14 protein-coding genes and 1 riboswitch are annotated in these 21,415 nt (G+C 60.4%); of the genes, 2 read left to right on the forward strand and 12 right to left on the reverse strand.

Features of this window, described 5'->3' with window-relative positions; all coding sequences use genetic code 11:
* Positions 1-66 precede the first annotated feature (66 nt).
* Positions 67-1,194, forward strand: a complete 1,128-nt coding sequence (locus I6J72_RS09445; protein ID WP_204098997.1) for an HNH endonuclease signature motif containing protein — start codon at positions 67-69, stop codon at positions 1,192-1,194.
* Positions 1,195-1,271: 77 nt separating this feature from the next.
* On the opposite strand, the gene I6J72_RS09450 is transcribed toward I6J72_RS09445, so the two are convergent.
* The 9 genes from I6J72_RS09450 to I6J72_RS09490 all read right to left on the reverse strand — a co-directional run bounded on the left by I6J72_RS09450 (position 1,272) and on the right by I6J72_RS09490 (position 10,764).
* Positions 1,272-2,000: a hypothetical protein gene (locus I6J72_RS09450; RefSeq protein WP_204098998.1), complete on the reverse strand. Its 729-nt coding sequence runs from the start codon at positions 1,998-2,000 to the stop codon at positions 1,272-1,274.
* Positions 2,001-2,100: 100 nt separating this feature from the next.
* The gene (gene tuf, locus I6J72_RS09455) at positions 2,101-3,291 is read right to left on the reverse strand and encodes an elongation factor Tu (protein ID WP_115021146.1); all 1,191 of its coding nucleotides are present in this window, start codon (positions 3,289-3,291) and stop codon (positions 2,101-2,103) included.
* Positions 3,292-3,654: 363 nt separating this feature from the next.
* A complete protein-coding gene (gene fusA / locus I6J72_RS09460; RefSeq protein WP_115021145.1) occupies positions 3,655-5,784 on the reverse strand; it encodes an elongation factor G in 2,130 nt (709 codons plus the stop codon).
* Between the two features lie 384 nt (positions 5,785-6,168).
* The gene (gene rpsG, locus I6J72_RS09465; protein ID WP_039673675.1) at positions 6,169-6,636 is read right to left on the reverse strand and encodes a 30S ribosomal protein S7; all 468 of its coding nucleotides are present in this window, start codon (positions 6,634-6,636) and stop codon (positions 6,169-6,171) included.
* Between the two features lie 6 nt (positions 6,637-6,642).
* Entirely contained in the window at positions 6,643-7,014 is a 372-nt protein-coding gene (rpsL, locus tag I6J72_RS09470; protein WP_039673673.1) for a 30S ribosomal protein S12, read from the reverse strand.
* 219 nt (positions 7,015-7,233) lie between these two features.
* Complete coding sequence (locus I6J72_RS09475; protein ID WP_204098999.1) at positions 7,234-7,812, reverse strand: isopentenyl transferase family protein; 579 nt, start codon at positions 7,810-7,812, stop codon at positions 7,234-7,236.
* 57 nt (positions 7,813-7,869) lie between these two features.
* Positions 7,870-8,592 (reverse strand): energy-coupling factor transporter transmembrane protein EcfT, encoded by a 723-nt coding sequence (locus tag I6J72_RS09480; RefSeq protein ID WP_204100495.1) that lies wholly within the window; start codon positions 8,590-8,592, stop codon positions 7,870-7,872.
* A 94-nt stretch (positions 8,593-8,686) separates the two neighbouring features.
* A complete protein-coding gene (locus tag I6J72_RS09485; protein ID WP_204099000.1) occupies positions 8,687-10,102 on the reverse strand; it encodes an ABC transporter ATP-binding protein in 1,416 nt (471 codons plus the stop codon).
* Between the two features lie 32 nt (positions 10,103-10,134).
* Complete coding sequence (locus I6J72_RS09490; protein WP_204099001.1) at positions 10,135-10,764, reverse strand: ECF transporter S component; 630 nt, start codon at positions 10,762-10,764, stop codon at positions 10,135-10,137.
* Positions 10,753-10,891: riboswitch (TPP riboswitch) on the reverse strand. (Overlaps the previous gene by 12 nt.)
* Positions 10,892-11,057: 166 nt before the next feature.
* Here I6J72_RS09490 and I6J72_RS09495 point away from each other — a divergent pair.
* Entirely contained in the window at positions 11,058-12,113 is a 1,056-nt protein-coding gene (locus I6J72_RS09495; protein WP_204099002.1) for an acyl-CoA thioester hydrolase/BAAT C-terminal domain-containing protein, read from the forward strand.
* A gap of 436 nt (positions 12,114-12,549) precedes the next feature.
* On the opposite strand, the gene I6J72_RS09500 is transcribed toward I6J72_RS09495, so the two are convergent.
* The 3 genes from I6J72_RS09500 to I6J72_RS09510 all read right to left on the reverse strand — a co-directional run bounded on the left by I6J72_RS09500 (position 12,550) and on the right by I6J72_RS09510 (position 21,397).
* Positions 12,550-16,545 (reverse strand): DNA-directed RNA polymerase subunit beta', encoded by a 3,996-nt coding sequence (locus tag I6J72_RS09500; protein WP_204099003.1) that lies wholly within the window; start codon positions 16,543-16,545, stop codon positions 12,550-12,552.
* Between the two features lie 121 nt (positions 16,546-16,666).
* Positions 16,667-20,146, reverse strand: a complete 3,480-nt coding sequence (locus I6J72_RS09505) for a DNA-directed RNA polymerase subunit beta (protein WP_204099004.1) — start codon at positions 20,144-20,146, stop codon at positions 16,667-16,669.
* Between the two features lie 294 nt (positions 20,147-20,440).
* Positions 20,441-21,397, reverse strand: a complete 957-nt coding sequence (locus I6J72_RS09510; protein WP_204099005.1) for a DUF3068 domain-containing protein — start codon at positions 21,395-21,397, stop codon at positions 20,441-20,443.
* Between the last annotated feature and the right edge of the window lie 18 nt (positions 21,398-21,415).

Genomic DNA, 21,415 nt, shown 5'->3' on the forward strand with positions numbered 1-21,415 from the left:
CTCGTGACGAGGGCCTTTACTCGTTCCGGTTGCGGGGCCTTTGGGCCTGTTTTAAGCTTCGTGGCCATGGGGGTATTAGAAACCTACTTCCACTACCGCAACTCGGGGATCGCGCTAGTGGAACAAGCAACAGGCTCACCCGATGAGCTCCGCACACTCGGCGCCGACGCCAATGACGCTACTGAACTTGCCCACCTTCACCGCACCTACTTCGGGCAGACTCGCTTTACCGGCAAACAACGCAAAGCCCGTGCCGCCGCAGTGGCACAACAACATAGCCTTAGCGTTCTTACCCTGATTGAGTCCTACACCTCCAAAGTCACCAAAGACCTCGACGCGTGGAACCTACGCATCAAGCTTGCCGGCACCCCCGCCCACAAAATCCGCCACGTCGCCACCAAGCGTTTAAAGGAGCTTCGTGCCAAACGGGTAGCTAAACCCGGAGTACGCTTCACCTACCGGTCTAAAGGACCGAACTCCATCACCATCACCGACACCCCCACCGTCATCGCTGATATCCGCGGAACGCTAGAATCCGTTAATAAAACAAACCTACTTGAGGCTGCCCGCACCGTCATTGTCACCGGCGGTATCGGCACCAAACCTGCCGTACATGCCCAAGTCGTAGTCACCCTCAACGAACTCGACCAAATTATTAACGGTGATGGGGAGGAAATCGAACTTAACCTCACCAACGGCGCACGCATGACAGGCGCAGACTTCTTAGCCTATAAGTTTGCCGAGATTGGCTACGCCACCATCATCCACCCCCTTGAAGGGCCCATTAACTCTTATAGGATTAAGCGGCATGCCAGCTGGAAACAACGCATCAGCCTGGCTGCTGAATTCCAAACCTGCTCTAGGCCCGGCTGCAACAAACCAGCTGACTACTGCGAAGTCCACCACCTCATCCCCTGGCAAGCAGGAGGTTTTACCAACATTAAAAACCTCACCTTCCTATGCGCCTACCACAACGGCATTAACGACGATGACCCGAAACGGCCCACCGGGCGCGGTTACATGTTCCGGCTGAATACCGGGGTGAGCTACATCCCGCCCTGGGGTGTACCGATTACCGCCATGCCCGAATACCAAGAAGCCATAGCCAGACTCACCGCCGAACAAACAACAGGGCAACCACCCGACCCGCCGCCAGGAACAATCCAACCACCCGACCCGCCGGGTGCGAGCTGAAGCTTCGCACCCGCGCCGCAACGCTGAAACCCGCCAACCACACCACGGTCAGCGGGCACACCGGCGATCCTCGGCATCTAGGACGGAGACCACGGCTCGCTTTCGACGAGAATGATGTCCTCGACGACGCCAAATGAGTGCTGTGTGCCGCGGGATAGGTGAACGCCGAGTGGTGAGCCGGGCTCGCACTTCTCGATACGGTCCCAGGAGAAGTCGGCGCGTGCGAGCTCGCGATTCTTACGTTCGATGACATGGAGACCGTGGTCAAGGATGATGGTCTCGGCTGCGGTCCGGATGAACCATACGCGGTCGCCGACGCTGCGACGTTTGAGACCGTCCAACGAGCGCCTATCTTCCTTCAGCCGGGTAACCGAGTGAACGATACCGAAGCGGTGCTCGAAACCTTCGCTGTCGGCAATGACTAAGGGGCGGCCCGGGCCGACGGGCCGTAAAGCGGACACTGACCACGCGACTGGCTGTCCCTTCACCCCTTCCTTTGGAATGGGGCGAACTACAGCGTGGGACGTCTCCGATGAGGATCCAGGTGAGAGCGTCACGCGGTGAGTTTCGGTGACGGTGAGCCAGAGGCCGTGGGTGATGAGGGCGGCGTCGGAAAGCGGCAGGAGCGGGGGATGGACCTGGGCCATCGCCTCCAGACGCCGCGTGAGATCCTCGTCGGACACGCCCCAGCCATAGCCTTCCGCTGCAAGCATGCCGAAAAGCGTGCCCAGGGGCAGGTCCGGTTGGCCCTCCCAGGCGGCGCGAAGAGCAGCGAGAGTGCGATCGATACGAGTCGGATCAAACATGACTCCCCAGCCTAGTCTCCCCCCGATCACAAAAGCCGCCCAATCCCTACTGGGATTGAGCGGCTTCAGGATGTTACAACATCCCGCTAATCACTGAGAATTAGTCGAGGATCTTGGTAACGCGGCCAGCGCCGACGGTACGGGAGCCCTCGCGGATAGCGAAGCGCAGGCCCTCGTCCATAGCGACCGGCTGGATCAGCTCGACGGACATCTCAACGTTGTCGCCCGGCATGACCATCTCGGTGCCCTCCGGCAGCTTGATGACGCCGGTAACGTCGGTGGTGCGGAAGTAGAACTGCGGACGGTAGTTGTCCATGAACGGGGTGTGGCGGCCGCCCTCTTCCTTCTTCAGGACGTAGACGGAACCCTCGAACTTGGTGTGCGGGGTGTAAGCGCCCGGCTTGATGCACACCTGGCCACGCTCAACCTCTTCACGCTTGGTACCACGCAGAAGCAGACCACAGTTGTCGCCAGCCTCGGTGTAGTCCATCATCTTGCGGAACATCTCGATACCGGTAACGGTGGTGGACATGGACTTGTCCTTGATACCGATGATCTCGATGTCCTCGTTAACGTTCAGGGAGCCACGCTCAACACGGCCGGTAACAACGGTACCGCGGCCGGTAATGGTGAAGATGTCCTCGATCGGCATCAGGAACGGCTTGTCAAGCTCGCGCTCCGGATCCGGGATGGAGTCATCGCAAGCCTGCATCAGGTCAACGATGGACTGTGCCCACTTCTCGTCGCCCTCAAGAGCCTTCAGAGCGGAGATGTGAACGATCGGAGCGTCCTCGTCGTAGTCCTGCTCAGCGAGCAGCTCACGGATCTCCATCTCAACGAGCTCGATGATTTCCTCATCGTCAACCATGTCACACTTGTTCAGTGCAACGAGGATGTACGGAACGCCAACCTGGCGGGCCAGAAGAACGTGCTCGCGGGTCTGCGGCATCGGGCCATCGGTTGCAGCAACAACCAGGATAGCGCCGTCCATCTGAGCAGCACCGGTAATCATGTTCTTGATGTAGTCGGCGTGGCCCGGGGCGTCCACGTGTGCGTAGTGGCGCTTCGGGGTGGAGTACTCAACGTGGGAGATGTTGATGGTAATACCGCGCTCCTTCTCCTCCGGAGCCTTATCGATCATGTCGAAGGCGAAAGCGGTGTTCTCCTCCGGGTAAGCGTCAGCCAGAACCTTGGTGATCGCTGCGGTGGTGGTGGTCTTGCCGTGGTCGACGTGTCCGATGGTGCCGATGTTCACATGCGGCTTCGTACGCTCGAACTTCTCCTTTGCCACTGTTTGTCCTCCTGGACTCTATGGCGGCTACGTATTTCGCAGCCACGTGGTTTGTATTGCCATTGGCACTTCGAGCCGAAGCCCATAAGCGCTAATGACGCTTTCTTTACGTGCCAGTTACACGATCCTAGATTTATGCCGCAGTTTTTTCAAACTGCCTCAATAGGAGGTAACCCCGCGCATAACGTGCGGTCGTTGACCCTCGACAAGAATCAATTTAAAGGATCCTGGGAGGGTAACGGCCGGCTCAACACGCACACATGTGCCTGCGCGTTCAGCCGACCGCTACCCCCAGCGCAGGGAGCTGGCGGTCTACTGGCGAAGATTACCAGCCCCGCTTTGCGGGCTAAACGGCGGGGCCGCTTAGGCCTTGGTGCCGGTGCGCTCTTCGATGATCTCCTGGGCCACGGAGGACGGAACCTCAGCGTAGGAATCGAAGACCATGGTGAAGTTTGCACGGCCAGCGGTGGAAGAACGCAGGTCACCAATGTAGCCGAACATCTCGGACAGCGGCACCTTAGCCTTAACCACCTTGGCACCAGAGCGGTCCTCCATAGCGAAGACCTGGCCACGGCGGGAGGAAATGTCACCGTTCACGGTACCCATGTACTCCTCCGGGGTAACAACCTCGACGGCCATGACCGGCTCCAGCAGAACCGGCTTTGCCTTGGCAACGGCCTCCTTGAGGACCTGGGAGCCAGCAAGCTTGAAGGCCATCTCAGAGGAGTCAACGTCGTGGTACGCGCCATCCTCAAGGGTGGCCTTGATGTTCACCAGCGGGAAGCCGGCGAGGTAGCCGTACTGCATAGCATCCTGGATACCAGCATCGACGGACGGGATGTACTCCTTCGGCACGCGGCCACCGGTGACGGCGTTCTCGAACTTGTAGGTTGCGGACTCGCCCTCTTCCAGCTCCTCCGGCTCCGGGTTGTACGGTTCGATGGTAACGATGACCTTTGCGAACTGGCCGGAACCACCGGTCTGCTTCTTGTGGGTGTAGTCCAGGGACTCGACCTTCTTGCGGATGGTCTCGCGGTAAGCAACCTGTGGGTTACCGATGTTCGCCTCAACCTTGAATTCGCGCTTCATGCGGTCAACCAGAACGTCGAGGTGGAGCTCGCCCATACCGCCGATAACGGTCTGGCCGGTCTCTTCGTCGAGCTCAACGGTGAAGGTCGGGTCCTCAGCAGCGAGCTTCTGAATAGCGGTACCCAGCTTCTCCTGGTCGGCCTTGGTCTTCGGCTCGATGGAGACCTTGATAACCGGGTCTGGGAAGTCCATGGACTCGAGGATGATCTGGTCATCCTTGTCACAGAGGGTGTCACCGGTGGTGGTTTCCTTCAGACCAATGACGGCGTAGATGTTACCGGCATCTGCCTGCTCAACCGGGTTCTCCTTGTTGGCGTGCATCTGGAAGAGCTTACCGATGCGCTCCTTCTTACCCTTGGTGGAGTTCATAACCTCGGTACCCGGAACAACCTGGCCAGAGTACACGCGGGTAAAGGTCAGCTGGCCGAAGAACGGGTGAGCAGCAATCTTGAAGGCAAGAGCGGAGAACGGGGACTCTACGGACGGCTTACGAGTGATGACCTCATCCTCGTTACCGACAGCGTGGCCCTGGATCTCGCCGATGTCGAGCGGGTTCGGCAGGTAAGCCACGACAGCGTCAAGCAGTGGCTGGATGCCCTTGTTGCGGTAGGCGGTACCACACATGACCGGGAAGACCTCAGAGCTGACGGTCATCTTGCGGATGGCGCCCTGGATTTCTTCCTTGGTGAGCTCCTCGCCACCGAAGTACTTCTCCATGAGCTCTTCGTCGGACTCAGCGACGGACTCGAGCAGCTTCTCGCGGTACTCCTCAGCCTTCTCCTGGAGGTCAGCCGGGATCTCCTCGATGGTGCCCTCGGTACCGGTTTCGACCTTGCCGCGCCAGGTGATGGCCTTCATGTCGATGAGGTCGACGACGCCGTCGAAGTCATCCTCTGCGCCGATTGGAAGCTGCAGAACCAGCGGCTTGGCACCGAGGCGCTCGATGATGGTGTCAACGGTGAAGTAGAAGTCCGCACCCATCTTGTCCATCTTGTTGATGAAGCAAATACGGGGCACGTCGTACTTAGCAGCCTGACGCCACACCTGCTCAGACTGCGGCTCAACGCCCTCTTTACCGTCGAAGACGGCAATGGCGCCATCGAGAACACGCAGGGAGCGCTCAACCTCAACGGTGAAGTCCACGTGGCCCGGGGTGTCAATGATGTTGATCTGGTTGTTATCCCAGAAACAGGTCACAGCAGCGGACGTAATGGTAATGCCGCGTTCTTTCTCCTGCTCCATCCAGTCAGTGGTGGAAGCACCGTCGTGGGTCTCGCCGACCTTACGGTTGATACCGGTGTAGAAGAGAATGCGCTCGGTCGTGGTGGTCTTACCGGCATCGATGTGAGCCATGATGCCGATGTTGCGGACCTTGTTCAGATCCTTAAGCACTTGTTGTGCCACGGTTTATACCCCAACTTAATTGTCGTCGACGCCGGAGCCAGCTCGGCACTGACTCACATTACAAAGACGTCTTCATGGATAGGTCTTGATCTATTTTGCCACGTCTAGGCTAGCGCGGCAGCGTGAGGAACTCAGGGCACCTCACATATGGGCTGCCACTGTCCCGCTGTGCATGTTACTGCATGACGTTTTTGACTGTGCACGCAGGGCATACATCTGCCCAGTACACAAAAATGACCCGAACAACGCTATTAAAGTTGTGTTCTGCACTGTGCGCGTGGCGGGGTCCATTCTTCAAGGACGTCCCTCACGCTATCAGCGCAGGTAAACAATGATGTCGTTGTTCGGGTCAGGAAGCCATGTGGCAACAGTATTCCGCAGGAATTACCAGCGGTAGTGGGCGAAGGCGCGGTTAGCCTCAGCCATCTTGTGAGTATCCTCACGACGCTTAACGGAAGCACCCAGGCCGTTGGATGCGTCCAGAATCTCGTTAGCGAGACGCTCGATCATGGTGTTCTCACGACGCTGGCGGGTGAAGGTCACCAACCAACGCAGTGCCAGGGTGTTGGAACGAGCCGGCTTAACCTCAACCGGGACCTGGTAGGTAGCGCCACCCACACGGCGGGAGCGAACCTCGAGGTCCGGGCGAATGTTGCCCAGAGCCTTCTCCAGGGTGCCGACCGGGTCGGTACCGGTCTTCTCGCGGCAAGCCTCGAGAGCGCCGTACACGATGCGCTCAGCGGTGGACTTCTTGCCGTCCTTGAGGATCTTGTTCACCAGCATGGTGACCTGCTCGGAGTTGTAAACCGGGTCCTTGACTACAGGACGCTTCGGTGCAGCATTCTTACGCATTGTTGATTACTGTCCCTTCTTTGCGCCGTAGCGGGAACGAGCCTGCTTACGGTCCTTCACGCCCTGGGTATCCAGTGCGCCACGGATAATCTTGTAGCGAACACCCGGGAGGTCCTTCACACGACCACCGCGGACGAGCACCATGGAGTGCTCCTGCAGGTTGTGGCCCTCGCCCGGAATGTAGGCGGAAACCTCGATACCGGAGGTCAGACGAACACGAGCAACCTTACGGAGAGCGGAGTTCGGCTTCTTCGGGGTGGTGGTGTACACACGAGTGCACACGCCGCGACGCTGCGGGGAACCCTTGAGGGCTGCCGTAGCGACCTCGGCCTTCTTGCTGTGGCGGCCCTTGCGGACCAGCTGCTGAATAGTTGGCATAAATCTAGTCTTTCTGTATGACTTCGGCTTCAACTGATCAAGGAAGGTGAGTCAAACATGCAAAAATAGGGGCTCTTCTCCGGGGCCCTTCCGCATGTCCAGAACTTCCCTCGACCGTATGTGGCCGAGAAACTGATCAGACTTTTCATCTCAGACAAAGATGAAACCGTCGGTTAGATTACCACCAGCCCCCTGATCTGCCAAAATCCCCCTTTTTGGCTACGTCCACTCCCAGGTGAGGTCGGCATCCACCGCAATGTCGGCGAAGTAGTTCTTCTCCTGGTTCTCCCAGGTTTCAAACCATTCCTCATAAGCCGGGTCGCGCTCCAGGGCACGCTTGCGGCGCTGCTCGCGCGGCCCATCGATGCGCACGGTCACGACGGATCCGCGCTCTTTCGCGGCTGCAATATTCTCTGCGGTGACGGAACCAACGCCTTCCACGATGAGGTCATCGCGTGCATCAAGGCTAGCCCAATCCTTCGGCGCATTCGTGTCCCAATCCCAGCGCCAGTAGCCCGGATTGTTCTCGCGCAGAACCTGTTCGGCAACCATGACGGAGCCTGCTTCAAGTCCACGCCAGCCGGGATAAAACTCGTCGAGGTGGACCACGCGCCAGCCAGTACGCTCAGCCAAGGCCACTGAGGTCCACGTTTTGCCGGCGCCCGAGGGGCCGTCGATAAGCACGGTTACTGGCTTGAGCGGGCGCTTGCGGGAAGCTGAGAGCTTGACCACGTCCTCCAAGAGCCGTTCCATCTGGCTGTTGTAGTCAACGTCCTGGACGTCCTGTGTCTCCTGCATGAGTTTTCTTTTCACCACTTCTGGGTTTGCGTGTGCAGTCTCGGTGCCGTGGAGGCTTTAGAGACCGAAGAACCTCCACGAACCACTTAGCACCGAAACTACCACCGGAAGTGCAGCGAGGATCACACCCGCGGCCATCACCAGCCAGTCTCGTTGCACAAGACGCGAAGGGCGGGCCCATGTGCGCTGGCCACCTCCGGGCGGAGTACGGCCGAATCCGCGCGCCTCCATCGCCGTGGCAAGCTTGCCGCCGCGGCGCAAGGCAAGAACAAGCAACCCGAAGGACATGGTGATGAGATGCTTGACTCGGCCTTCGTCGGTAAGCCCACGCGCGCGCCGCGCCATGGCGAGGAACTGCCAATCCGACTTAAACAGCGTCATCATGCGCACACCGGCCACGGCACCAATGACGAAGCGGGACGGAAGTTTGAGAATCTGCGAAAGGGCATCCCCCAGCTCAGTGGGATCGATAGCGCGGGCGAGCACCACCATGGGCAGCGCTACCGCAAATACTCGCAGGGTAATGGCGATGGCGAGCTCAATCGAGTTATCACTCACCGTAATAAGCCACAGCGTAAAGTATTCGCGCCCACCCGGGGCACCATAGAGCAGCATGGAAATGCCAGATATCGGAGCGATAAGGAAAAGGAACCAGCCCGCCTTCAGCATGCGCAGCCACGACACCCCACACAGCGGGGCAAGGAGCATGGTCAGCGCTAGTGATACTCCCCCGGACACCACGTCCACGGAGAGCAACAAGGGGGTTACCCACACGAACATGAGGAAGATACGGGTCAGCGGATTAACTCCGCTCAAGAGGCCGGCGGAGGGCGCGCCCTGTGTACTCACCGAGGAGGGACGAGACGAAGAAAGATTAGGCACGAGTCACCTCCACGCGGTGATCACCCAAGGCGGAAATAAAGAGCGGGTCATGCGTCACGGAGGCAATCGTCGTTCCCTCATCGGCCATGCGTCGCAATAGCCACACCAGCTCGCTGAAGGTGTGGGGATCTTGGCCGAAGGTGGGTTCGTCGAGCAGCAGCACCTCCGGCGCACTCACCAGTGCCGTAGCTACGGACAGACGGCGCTTCTCCCCTCCCGACAACGTGAATGGGTTGGCGTTGAGGAGGTGGCCTAAGCGGAGGGCGTCGACAAGCTCGGCAATGTGCGCCTCGGGGACTTCACGACGCATAACTTTCGGCCCCACGCGCAGCTCCTCAGCCACAGTGCGGGCGACGAACTGGTGCTCGGGGTTCTGGAAGACGAAACCGATGCGGTCAGCCAGCTCCCGGGACTTCCACTCCAGCGGCGAGCCTTTCAGCCCGCGCCGCACGAAATCCGCAACACCAATCTCACCCGACTCCGCAGGAAGGAGCCCTGCCACGGTCATCATCCAGGTAGTCTTACCCGCACCATTCGGACCCGTGATCACCGTTGACGCCCCGCGAGGCAGCTCAAAACTACGTGGTGGGCCGAAGCGCGTGACCAGATCAGTACTCCACAGGGCGGGTTCGCTGTGCTTGGCGACGCCCCTCGCCTCCGGCAGGTCAGCCACGGTACGGTTCGCCACGACGCTGTCAAGCGGCCCATCCGCCACGATGCGCCCGTCCTTGAGCTCAATAGCTCGGTCCAGCACGCCTTTCCACGCCGCGTGCTGGTGCTCGACCACGATGAGGGTAGCGCCAGTGCGTTCCACCATAGTGGACACGGCTTCGATGACATCGCGGGCGCCTTCTGGGTCCAGGTTCGCCGTGGGCTCGTCGAGAAGCACAACGCCCGCGCCCATCGCAATGACACCTGCCAATGCGAGGCGCTGCTTCTGCCCGCCAGAAAGCTGCTCGGTGGGAAAGCTAAGGTCAACATAAGGCCCCACCATCTCCAGCGCGGCAATCGCGCGCTGCCAGATCTCCTCGCGGGGATAAGCCAGATTCTCGCAGCCAAAAGCCACGTCATCGCCCACCCGCGCAGCAATCACCTGGGAATCCGGGTCTTGGAGCACCAAACCCACCGGGATGCTCCGGCCGGGCTGCTCAACATTTCCATCAGCACCCTCGAGAAGAATCTCCCCCACACGAGTTCCTTCATCATCTCCACCGAGCACGCCAGCAATGGCAGCCAACAGCGTGGATTTGCCCGAACCGGAATCGCCGCACAGCAGCACCTTCTCCCCCGGTTCAATGACAAAGTCAATATCCGCTAGGGCTGCCGCGGCGCGGCCCGCGTGGGTCCAGCCATAGCCGCGGGCAGTCACCTTCGTGGCGCCCGCGCCTACGGCACCTATCTCACTCATGCTGCGAAAATAACCTCACCAGCACTCAGCAACTAGGCGGAATGCTGTTCGCGGCCAACCGCGAAGCGATCAAGAGCACCGGTCTTAGCCAGGGCTTTCACCACGAAGTAGCCCACCGCACCGGCCAAAATAGCACCGGAGATACTCAGTGTGACGAAGTAGATGATGTTGAACTGCAGGGTCTTGCCCAGGTTTCCGGAGGTGAAAAGCTCGAGCACAAATGCGCCCCAACCGGCTGCCATGCCACCGAGCATGGCAACGCCCAGACCAAAGCGGCGGTAGAGGAAGATGGCGAGGACGATCTCCACGCCAATGCCCTGCGCGATACCTGAGTAGACAGTACTAATACTCCACTGCGAGCCCAGCAAGGTGGACACGATGGCAGCTATCAGCTCCACGTAGAGTGCTGCACCCGGCTTGCGGATCACAAGCCCGCCGATGACACCACCAATCAGCCAGATACCCGTGGCAATACCACCAAGTCCCGGCGTGAGCGCATCCATGGCTTGGAACCAGGCATAGCCCACCGTGTTCCACACCAGGAACACGAAACCACAGGCCACACCCAATACGGATGCCACCACGATGTCCACGATGCGCCAGTTCAGGCTCCGCGGTGCAGCGCCAGAAACACCTGCACCGGACGTGGATACAGAATTCATTTTTCCTCCCTCTCGCCGGCATTACCCGGATCAGGTTCAACGGTTCGCCGCTACCTCGGCGGCATCTCAGCCTCCTCCCGGGCGCTGCGAAGCAGCATGCAGACAGGAAGCACCCGTGACGATGTGCAGTTGAAAGCGGCGAGCTCTTCACAGTGCTGCCACAGAAAGCTTAAAAGCAGTGACAGCTTAGCAAGCAGTCCCGATAAGGGCACATCCAGCACCTTCAGCACTCCCACGCAATACAATGGAGGTAGCGGCGCACATCACATCAGGAAATAAAGGAGACATCCGCCATGCGATCTATCAAAGCTATTCTCACGATCTTAGGGATTATTCTCCTGTGCTTGGTCCTCCTGATCGCGGGTGTATGGATTGCCCGTTCCATCAACACCAATCGTTATGCAATCCCCGAAAACCCCGAGGGCGGGGATGATCGAATTCTCAGCGAGAACGGCGTGGAGAAAATCAACGGCGACTACATGAAGGGGTTCCACCTCTCGCCGCTCGGTGACGCCCACCCCGGCACGGTCGTCGTCTTCGGTGGCTCCGACGGCGGCGCCAACGTGGAACAGGCTCAACTCCTCCGCGATAACGGCTACGATGTGCTCGACCTCTACTTCTTTGGACAACCCGGCCAAAAGGAATTTATTGATGAAGTCCCACTCGAATTCTTTGATGAGGTCATTGCCTATGCCAACGAGAAGGGCAATGGTGTTCAACCGCTGACCGTCATCGGCACCTCAAAGGGCGCGGAGCTCACTGCAAACTTGGCGGCTCGTTACCCAGAGATCAGCAACATTGTGCTCTACACCCCTGCGGATCACACGTACGGCAACCTCAACTACCAGCGTGATACCGGCACACGGAGCAGCTTTACATGGAAGGGCGAACCCGTCCCCTTTGCTGCTGAGCAGGGAGCCGAGTTTGGCAAATTTGCCGCTGAGCAGGGAGCCGAGTTTGGCAAACTCATGACACGCTTGGCCCTTGGTCTGCCGGTGTCCTATCGCGCTGGCTATGAAGCCATCGCCGCCGCTGCCGACCCAGAAACCGTCATTGACCTCAGCCAGTTCGATGGTCATGGACTCCTCTTCGCCGGGACGGAGGACGCAATGTGGCAAGCCGATGTCGCCGCCAAGGCTCTGAACGAGCAGAACGACGACCTTGAACCTCACATCTACGAGGGCGCCGGCCACCTTTTTCACGAGAACATTGATGAGCTCGTCGGCCCCTCCTGGGAGGTCATGATGGGCGGTACCGTGGAGGCCAACCGTGAGGCCAAGCGCGCTTCTGACGAGATCCTCCTTAACAGCCTTGCGCAATGGCACGGCCCAGCCCCTGCGGCCCCGTAAAACTGCGCAGTGCCCCGCCGTGGTCTCTGACCTCCACGGCGGGGCACACTGAGGCCGGCCCTTAGTGCACCGACCCCCAAGGGGACTCTCGCCTACTGCTTAAGGAAAGGAAAAGCTTCATCGCGAGCCCCCAAGCCTGGATAGAGATGCTAGTGCGGTCGTGTGCGCAGCCAACTCTCTGTATGAACAAAATGACTATTACCTTATCCTTCGCTCAGGTTAATGAGATGGGCGTTCAAGCGCAACTTAACACCGTTAACCCGCGAAATTGAGGAAGCTCAGCCCGAAAGGGTGGAAATCTTCCTTAAGAAGAAATAAGAACTAGCCGAACGAACAACTCGCCCATGCTCGCTGATGGTAAAAGACCCGATTCCCCACCTGCTGCACTGTGGCAGGTGGGGAATCGGGTCCTTAGCGGAACTTCAGAATCGAAGCCTTAGTAGGTGTAATCCTCCTCCAGCGGCACGGAAGCGCCGGTGAACTCACCGAAGCCATCGTCGCCGTAGATGGAATCACCATAAGTCGGGATGGAGTACGCAGCATTGCGTGCGGCCTCAGTCGGCTTGACGCTGATGTTGCGGTAGCGGGAAATACCGGTACCGGCCGGGATCAGCTTACCGATGATGACGTTCTCCTTGAGACCGATGAGCTGATCCGAGCGCTTGTTAATAGCGGCGTCGGTAAGCACACGCGTGGTCTCCTGGAAGGAAGCCGCAGACAGCCAGGACTCCGTAGCCAGCGAGGCCTTGGTGATACCCATGATCTCACTGCGCAGCTGAGCCGGCTGACCACCCTCAGCAACCTGTGCGGCGTTGACCTGCTTGGCCTCAGAGAGGTCAATGAGGTTACCCGGCAGCAGGTCGGTGGTACCAGCGTCGATGACGGTACCGCGACGCAGCATCTGACGGATGATGATCTCGATGTGCTTATCGTGGATAGCCACACCCTGTGCACGGTAGACGGCCTGGACTTCGTCGATGAGGTGCTTCTCCACACCGCGGCGGCCGAGGACCTCCAGCACGTCGTGCGGGTCAGCAGCACCGCGCATGAGGCGGTCACCGGTCTCCACGTGGTCGCCATCGCGCAGGGAGCGCTCAATCATGGCATCCGGGTTGGACTCCATCGGGCGGCGGACCTGAGCCAGACCCTGACGCTTGGACAGCTTCTCATAGACCACATTGTCAGAGCCATCATCCGGGGTGATGGTCAGGGTCCAGAAGTTGCCCTCGTCCGACAGGGACACGGTGCCGTCGACAGAAGCGATCGGCGCGCGGTTCTTCGGGTTGCGGGCCTCGAATAGCTCCTGAACACGCGGCAGACCGCCGGTAATATCGCCACCGACACCACCCTGGTGGAAGGTACGCATGGTCAGCTGGGTACCCGGCTCACCAATGGACTGTGCAGCCACGATTCCGACGGCCTCGCCGATGTCGACGAGCTGGCCGGAGGCCATGGACTTGCCGTAGCACTTGGCACAGACACCAGCCGGGGTCTGGCAGGTCAGCACGGAGCGGACCTTGATTTCCAGAACGCCAGCGTTGACGATCTTGCGGCTGAGCTCCTCAGTCAGATCGGCGCCGGCTTCAGCGATAACCTCGCCGTTTTCATCCTTGACGTCGTTAGCCACGACGCGGCCGGACGCGGAGGTCTCCCACAGCTCGTGCAGGTCGTAGGAACCTTCGGCGATCTCGACGCCGAGCGGGACGCGCACGCCCTGACGGGTGCCACAGTCTTCCTCGCGGACGATGACATCCTGTGCCACGTCCACGAGACGACGGGTGAGGTAACCGGAGTCGGCGGTACGCAGGGCGGTATCCGCCAGGCCCTTACGGGAACCGTGGGAGTTGTTGAAGTACTCCAGAACCGACAGGCCCTCACGGAAGGAGGTCTTAATCGGACGGGTGATGTAGTCACCCTTGGAGTTCACAACCATGCCCTTCATACCGGCCAGGGTCCAGATCTGACGCATGTTACCGGCAGCACCGGACTTCACGATCATCGGAATCGGGTTGTCATCCGGGTACATGTTCTCGACGGCCTCACCGACGGTATCGGTAGCGTCCTTCCACAGCTCAACGAGGCGGTCGTAGCGCTCGCGCTCGGTAAGAGCACCCTGCTCCCAGTACTTACGCTCGATGCGCTCTGCTTCCTTCTCGTAGGACTCAAGCACCTCGTGCTTGTTCGGGAGAACCAGAACGTCGTCCATAGTGATGGTCACGCCGGAGCGGGTGGCCCAGTAGAAGCCAGCGTCCTTCATCTTGTCCAGAACCTGGGCAACGGTGATCATCGGGTACTTCGCGGCGAGGTCATTAATGACGTCACCGAGCAGCATCTTGTTGCCGGCGCCGCCCTTACGGACCATGACGCCCTCAAGGTACGGGTAGTTCCATGGCAGCAGGTCGTTGAACATGATGCGGCCCAGGGTGGTCTCCGCCATCCAGGCCTGGCCCTTCTGCCAACCGTCCGGGAAGTGCTCGGCCTCAATATCTGCCGGCGGGCGCAGGTGCGAGATGCGCACCTTGATCGGGGCCTGCAGGCCCAGCACGCCGCGGTCGCGAGCCATGATGGCCTCCGCGTAGGAGGAGTAGACGCCCTGTGCAGGCTGGTCTTCGGTAGCTTCACGGTAGCGTCCCGCGCCACCGATCTCGTCCTCGCCCTTGTCCATGGTGAGGTAGTAGAGGCCGGTAACCATATCCAGGCGCGGCATAGCCAGCGGCTTACCGGACGCCGGGGACAGAATGTTGTTGGAGGCCAGCATAAGAACGCGGGCCTCAGCCTGAGCCTCGGCGGACAGCGGCAGGTGGACTGCCATCTGGTCACCGTCGAAGTCGGCGTTGAAGGCCTCACAAGCCAGCGGGTGCAGCTGGATGGCCTTACCCTCCACGAGCTTCGGCTCGAAGGCCTGGATACCCAGGCGGTGCAGAGTCGGTGCACGGTTCAGCATCACCGGATGCTCAGAAATGGCCTCTTCGAGGACGTCCCACACCTCAGGGCGCTGACGCTCCACCATGCGCTTGGCGGACTTGATGTTCTGGGCGTAGTCGTTTTCCACCAGACGCTTCATGACGAAGGGCTTGAACAGCTCCAGTGCCATGAGCTTCGGCAGACCACACTCGTGCAGCTTGAGCTGCGGACCAACGATAATCACGGAACGGCCGGAGTAGTCCACGCGCTTACCCAACAGGTTCTGGCGGAAGCGGCCCTGCTTACCTTTGAGCAGGTCAGACAGGGACTTCAGCGGGCGGTTGCCCGGGCCAGTGACCGGACGGCCGCGGCGGCCGTTGTCGAAGAGGGCGTCGACGGACTCCTGCAACATGCGCTTCTCGTTGTTCACGATGATCTCAGGCGCGCCGAGGTCGATCATGCGCTTGAGGCGGTTGTTGCGGTTGATGACGCGACGGTAGAGGTCATTGAGGTCGGAGGTGGCGAAGCGGCCACCATCCAGCTGCACCATCGGGCGCAGCTCCGGCGGGATGACCGGGATAGCGTCGAGCACCATACCGGCTGGGTCGTTGCCCGAGCGCAGGAAGGCCGCGACGACCTTGAGGCGCTTGAGGGCACGCATCTTCTTCTGGCCCTTGCCGTTGTTGATGATCTCCTTGAGAACCTCAGCCTCAGCCTCGAGGTCAAAGTTGCGGATGAGGGTCTGGATAGCCTCAGCACCCATGCCGCCGGTGAAGTAATCCTCGTAGCGGTCAACCAGCTCTTCGTAGATGGTCTCATCGATGATCATCTGCTTCGGAGCCAGCTTGATGAAGGTGTTCCAGATTTCGTCGAGGCGAGCAACCTCGCGCTCACCGCGCTCGCGGATGTGCTGCATCTCCTTGTCGGCGGCGCTCTGAACCTTGCGGCGGGCGTCGGCCTTAGCGCCGGCGGCCTCCAGCTCAGCCAGATCCTGCTCGAGCTTGGCAGCGCGCTCAGCGATCTCTGCCTCGACGTCATCCTCCACGTCCTTCTTCTCCAGCAGCATTTCTGCTTCCAGAGTGGACTGGTCATTGTGGCGAGCTTCCTCGTCCACAGAGGTGATGATGTTGGCAGCGAAGTAAATGATGCGCTCAAGGTCCTTCGGAGCCAGGTCCAGCAGGTAGCCCAGGCGGGAAGGAACGCCCTTGAAGTACCAGATGTGGGTAACCGGCGCGGCCAGTTCAATGTGGCCCATGCGCTCACGACGCACCTTGGACTTGGTCACCTCGACGCCACAGCGCTCACAGATGATGCCCTTGTAGCGGACACGCTTGTACTTACCGCAGGAGCACTCCCAGTCGCGGGTAGGGCCGAAGATGCGCTCGCAGAAGAGGCCGTCCTTCTCCGGCTTGAGGGTTCGGTAGTTAATGGTCTCGGGCTTCTTGACTTCGCCCTTGGACCAGCGGCGGATGTCATCGGCGGTGGCCAGACCGATACGGAGCTCGTCGAAGAGATTTACGTCAAACACGTAATGTCTCCCTTTCATCCCCCGTGGCGGGGGAAGTTGATGGCTTTTATGAGTTAGTAATTTTCTATGCCCGCCCTCCATGTGGGGCGGACCAAGCAACTAGACAGTAATTAGGCAGCTATTAGGCGATGTCAGCGTCGGAGCGCTCGTCGCGGGACAGGTTAATGCCCAGGGACGGTGCGCCATCCAACTCGTCGTCATCGGAGCCGGACAGTTCCATCGGGGTGCCATCGGTGGAGAGAACTTCCACGTTGAGGCACAGGGACTGCAGCTCCTTGAGGAGGACCTTGAAGGACTCCGGGATACCCGGATCCGGGATGTTATCGCCCTTAACGATTGCCTCGTAGACCTTGACACGGCCGACGACGTCATCGGATTTGATGGTCAGGAGCTCCTGCAGGGTGTAGGCAGCACCGTATGCCTGCATTGCCCACACCTCCATCTCACCGAAGCGCTGGCCACCGAACTGTGCCTTACCACCCAGCGGCTGCTGGGTAATCATGGAGTACGGACCGGTGGAACGAGCGTGAATCTTCTCGTCAACCAAGTGGTGCAGCTTGAGCATGTACATGTAGCCGACGGACACCGGGTACATGTACGGCTCGCCGGAACGGCCGTCGAAGAGGCGGGCCTTACCGTGCTCATCCACCATGACGTCACCATCGCGGTTCGGCTTGGAGGAAGCCAGCAGGCGGGAGATCTCTTCGTTGGTAGCGCCGTCGAAGACCGGGGTTGCGGTGAGCGACTCCGGCGGGACGTCGTACAGCTCTTCCGGCAGCTTCTTCAGCAAGTCGGCGTTGGCTGGGTCCTCGGTATCGATCTTCCAACCAGCGTGCGCCAGCCAGCCGAGGTGAACCTCGAGAACCTGGCCGATGTTCATACGACGCGGCACGCCGTGGGTGTTGAGGATGATGTCGACCGGGGTGCCATCCTCCATGAACGGCATATCCTCCGGCGGGAGGATCTTGCCCACAACACCCTTGTTGCCGTGGCGGCCGGCGAGCTTATCGCCGTCCTGGATCTTGCGCTTCTGAGCCACGTAGACGCGGATCATCTCGTTGACGCCCGGAGCCAGGTCGTCGTCATCCTCGCGGGAGAAGCGGGAGACGCCGATGACCTTACCGGTCTCACCGTGCGGCACCTTCATGGAGGTATCGCGTACCTCGCGGGCCTTCTCGCCGAAGATGGCGCGCAGCAGACGCTCCTCCGGGGTCAGCTCGGTCTCACCCTTCGGGGTGACCTTACCTACCAGGATGTCGCCGGCGCGGACGTCGGCACCAATGCGGACGATGCCGCGCTCGTCGAGGTCACGCAGAACGTCATCGGAGACGTTCGGGATCTCGCGGGTAATCTCCTCCGGGCCCAGCTTGGTATCGCGAGCGTCAATCTCGTGCTCCTCGATGTGAATCGAGGTGAGGATGTCTTCCTCCACGATGCGCTGGTTGAGGATGATGGCGTCCTCGTAGTTGTGGCCTTCCCACGGCATGAAGGCAACCAGCAGGTTGCGGCCGAGGGACATCTCACCGTTGTGGGTACCGGGGCCGTCGGCAAGCACCTGGCCTGCCTCCACGCGGTCACCCAGGGACACCAGCGGGGTCTGGTTGTAGTTGGTGTTCTGGTTGGTGCGCTCGAACTTGCGCAGCATGTAGGTATCACGCTGGCCCTCGTCATCCATGATGGTGATGAGGTCCGCGGTGACGTTTTCCACCACGCCCGCCTTCGGGGTGATGATGAGGTCACCGGCGTCGTAAGCAGCGCGCTGCTCCATACCGGTGCCCACGTACGGGGCCTCGGAGCGCACCAGCGGCACGGCCTGTCGCTGCATGTTCGCGCCCATGAGGGCACGGTTAGCATCGTCGTGCTCGAGGAACGGAATCATGGCGGTTGCCACGGAAACCATCTGACGCGGGGAGACGTCAACGTAGTCGACACCGGAGGCATCGGTCACGCCGATATCGCCGTCCTTGAGGCGAACCTCGATACGGTCGGCAGTCAGGGTGCCGTCGGCATCCTTCTCTACCTCGGCCTGGGCGATAGCGTAGCGATCCTCTTCGTCAGCGGTGAGGTACTCGACCTGGTCGGTGACCTTGCCGTCCACAACCTTGCGGTACGGGGTCTCGATGAAGCCGAAGGCGTTCACGCGAGCATACGAAGCCAGCGAACCGATCAGACCAATGTTCGGACCCTCAGGGGTCTCAATCGGGCACATACGGCCGTAGTGCGACGCGTGGACGTCTCGCACCTCAATGCCGGCGCGCTCACGGGACAGACCACCCGGGCCCAGCGCGGACAGACGGCGCTTGTGGGTCAGGCCAGACAGGGAGTTGTTCTGGTCCATGAACTGCGAGAGCTGGGAGGTACCGAAGAACTCGCGAATGGCAGCAGAAACCGGGCGGACGTTAATCAGGGAGGTCGGGGTAATCGACTCTGCATCCTGGGTGGTCATGCGCTCGCGGACGACGCGCTCCATGCGGGACAGGCCCACGCGGACCTGGTTCTGGATGAGCTCGCCCACGGTGCGGAGACGACGGTTACCGAAGTGGTCGATGTCGTCGGTGTGGATGGAGATCATCTCGCCGTTCGGGGCCTTCATCTCACGCTCACCTGCGTGCAGGCGCACGAGGTATTCGAGGGTGACGGCGATGTCTTCCTCGGTCAGGGTCATGAGACCGTCGTGGTCACCGCCCAGGCCGAGCTTGCGGTTGACCTTGTAGCGGCCCACCTTGGCCAGGTCGTAGCGCTTGGCACGGAAGAAGGAGTTATCCAGCAGTGCCTGCGCAAGGTCGCGCGTGGGCTGCTCGCCCGGGCGCTGCTTGCGGTAGATCTCCAGGAGAGCCTCGTCGGTGTTGGCCACGCCATCGGACTCGAGGGTGGACATCATGAGCTCGGAGAAGCCGAAGCGCTCCTTAATCTGCTCCTCGGTCCATCCCAGGGCCTTGAGCAGAACCGTCACCGGCTGGCGGCGCTTACGGTCGATACGAACGCCGACGGTGTCGCGCTTATCGACGTCAAACTCGAGCCACGCACCGCGGGAAGGAATAACCTTCACGGAGTGCAGCGGACGCTCGGTGGACTTATCGATAGTCTGATCGAAGTAGACACCCGGGGAACGCACGAGCTGCGAGACGATAACGCGCTCGGTGCCGTTGACGATGAAGGTGCCCTTATCGGTCATCATCGGGAAATCACCGATGAAGACGGTCTGGGACTTAATCTCCTGGGTATCGTTATTAATAAATTCTGCGGTGACGTACAGTGGCGCCGAGTAGTTGATGTCCTTCTCTTTACACTCGTCCACGGTGTTCTTCACCGGTTCGAAGCGAGGCTCCGACAGGGACAGGGACATGTTGCCCGAGTAATCCTGGATCGGAGAAAGCTCCTCGAGGATATCCTCGAGGCCGCTCGTCACGCGTGCGTTTTCGCCGCGCTCTGCCTGCTCGCGTTCGCGCCACTCGGGGGTACCGATGAGCCACGCGTAAGAATCGAGTTGTAGATCAAGGAGGCCCGGGACAGCGATGGGCTCGCTGATTTTAGCGAAGGAGTATCGCTTCGGGGCTCCAGGGATGTTGGCCACTGACTTGGTCTGGCGGGAGACTGCCAAGATGGGTCCTTCCAGTACCTCTGGCGGATTGCGGCCCCACCCTGGCCGGTGAGGTGCAAAACCGCTGGTAGATTTAGCATTCGGTCTGCTGTGGAGTGACTGGGTTTAGAATGCACAAAATCACCTTGTCAAGTCGGTTTTGCCATCACCGCTCGAAAGGCTAAATGTGCACTAAAGATCCAGATTCCAGCGCAACGAATTAGCCTATAGCATAATGGCAGCCTTGTAAAGGCGAAACGCGCACGCGGCGTGTCGCTACGGAGAACCGCACGCGCGGGCCTCTAGCGCGAGTGGCTAGCGGGAGTGGCGGTTGGTGGGACGTCGGAAAGCGCCCAGCGCCCCAAGCAACACCAGAACGGCACCGACTCCAACGCCGCCCCAGCGCACCCACTGGCCCACAGCACTCCGTGGGAAGCGCCCGGCCTGCTGGAGCAGCTCCGCGCGGGACTCCTCATCGGTGGCACCCTGAAACGCGAACTGGACCTCGCGCTCATTGCCCTCGCGGTCTGCCCAGTAGTCCTTGATATCGACGTCCATACCCACGACGAGTCCAGTGGCCTGGTCAACAAAGAGGTCCCGCGTTGCGGCGTGGAAGAGGTAGCCCTGCTCGGTGGAGCCATCCTCATTGCTCAGCGTGGTGGTCGTGTTCCCGGCATAAAGGGTAGCCACGTTGGTGGGTTCAATCTCCTGGTGGTAGCGGTAGACCGTGCGGCCGTCGATGTCGAGGGACTCCTCGAACACGGCGTCGGCTGCTTTGCGCAGCACCGGATCGAAGACCGGGTAGGTGGTCTGCTCGGCGTCAGCCGGCAGCTTCAGCCAGTAGCCCTCGACTGGAACCTCCGCCGTGGGCGAGCCCATGGTGTGGGAAAGCGCCGCGGGGCCCGTCGCCTCACCGCTGAGGCGGTCGACGGGATAGTTCCACACGCGTGCAAAGCTTAAGTCTTCCACGTTGCCCGTGCCACCGCGGATGGCGGATTCGCCGACTCGCAGCGTTGCTATCTCCTTGTCCACCGGATCCTGGATGTCCAGGTTGAGCTGATAAGTCATCGGCCCCTCGTACTGCGACACGCCCTCTGCGGACAGCTCCTGCGCGGTGGCGTTCTCATCCTGCATCGTCCACGTGGTGTCCTCGATGTCCAGCGGCAGGCGCGGGCTAAAGCTCAAGAAGCTCGCCGCCGCCAGGCCGGCCGCGATCAGCGCAACGCCGAGGCCGAGCAGGAGGACGGAGAAGATGCGGGACTTGGGCAGCATGGTGGCTTATCCTACCGA

The sequence above is a fragment of the Corynebacterium sp. FDAARGOS 1242 genome, assembly GCF_016889985.1.
GTDB lineage: Bacteria > Actinomycetota > Actinomycetes > Mycobacteriales > Mycobacteriaceae > Corynebacterium > Corynebacterium minutissimum_B.

What these genes read in the sequence shown, in the direction of transcription:
- I6J72_RS09480 (WP_204100495.1), bottom strand. Translation starts at nt 8,592, where the DNA reads ATGTTCGTGTGGGTAACCCCCTTGTTGCTCTCCGTGGACGTGGTGTCC.
- I6J72_RS09450 (WP_204098998.1), bottom strand. Translation starts at nt 2,000, where the DNA reads ATGTTTGATCCGACTCGTATCGATCGCACTCTCGCTGCTCTTCGCGCC.
- rpsG (WP_039673675.1), bottom strand. Translation starts at nt 6,636, where the DNA reads ATGCGTAAGAATGCTGCACCGAAGCGTCCTGTAGTCAAGGACCCGGTT.
- I6J72_RS09445 (WP_204098997.1), top strand. Translation starts at nt 67, where the DNA reads ATGGGGGTATTAGAAACCTACTTCCACTACCGCAACTCGGGGATCGCG.
- I6J72_RS09490 (WP_204099001.1), bottom strand. Translation starts at nt 10,764, where the DNA reads ATGAATTCTGTATCCACGTCCGGTGCAGGTGTTTCTGGCGCTGCACCG.
- I6J72_RS09485 (WP_204099000.1), bottom strand. Translation starts at nt 10,102, where the DNA reads ATGAGTGAGATAGGTGCCGTAGGCGCGGGCGCCACGAAGGTGACTGCC.
- rpsL (WP_039673673.1), bottom strand. Translation starts at nt 7,014, where the DNA reads ATGCCAACTATTCAGCAGCTGGTCCGCAAGGGCCGCCACAGCAAGAAG.
- I6J72_RS09510 (WP_204099005.1), bottom strand. Translation starts at nt 21,397, where the DNA reads ATGCTGCCCAAGTCCCGCATCTTCTCCGTCCTCCTGCTCGGCCTCGGC.
- I6J72_RS09495 (WP_204099002.1), top strand. Translation starts at nt 11,058, where the DNA reads ATGCGATCTATCAAAGCTATTCTCACGATCTTAGGGATTATTCTCCTG.
- I6J72_RS09475 (WP_204098999.1), bottom strand. Translation starts at nt 7,812, where the DNA reads ATGCAGGAGACACAGGACGTCCAGGACGTTGACTACAACAGCCAGATG.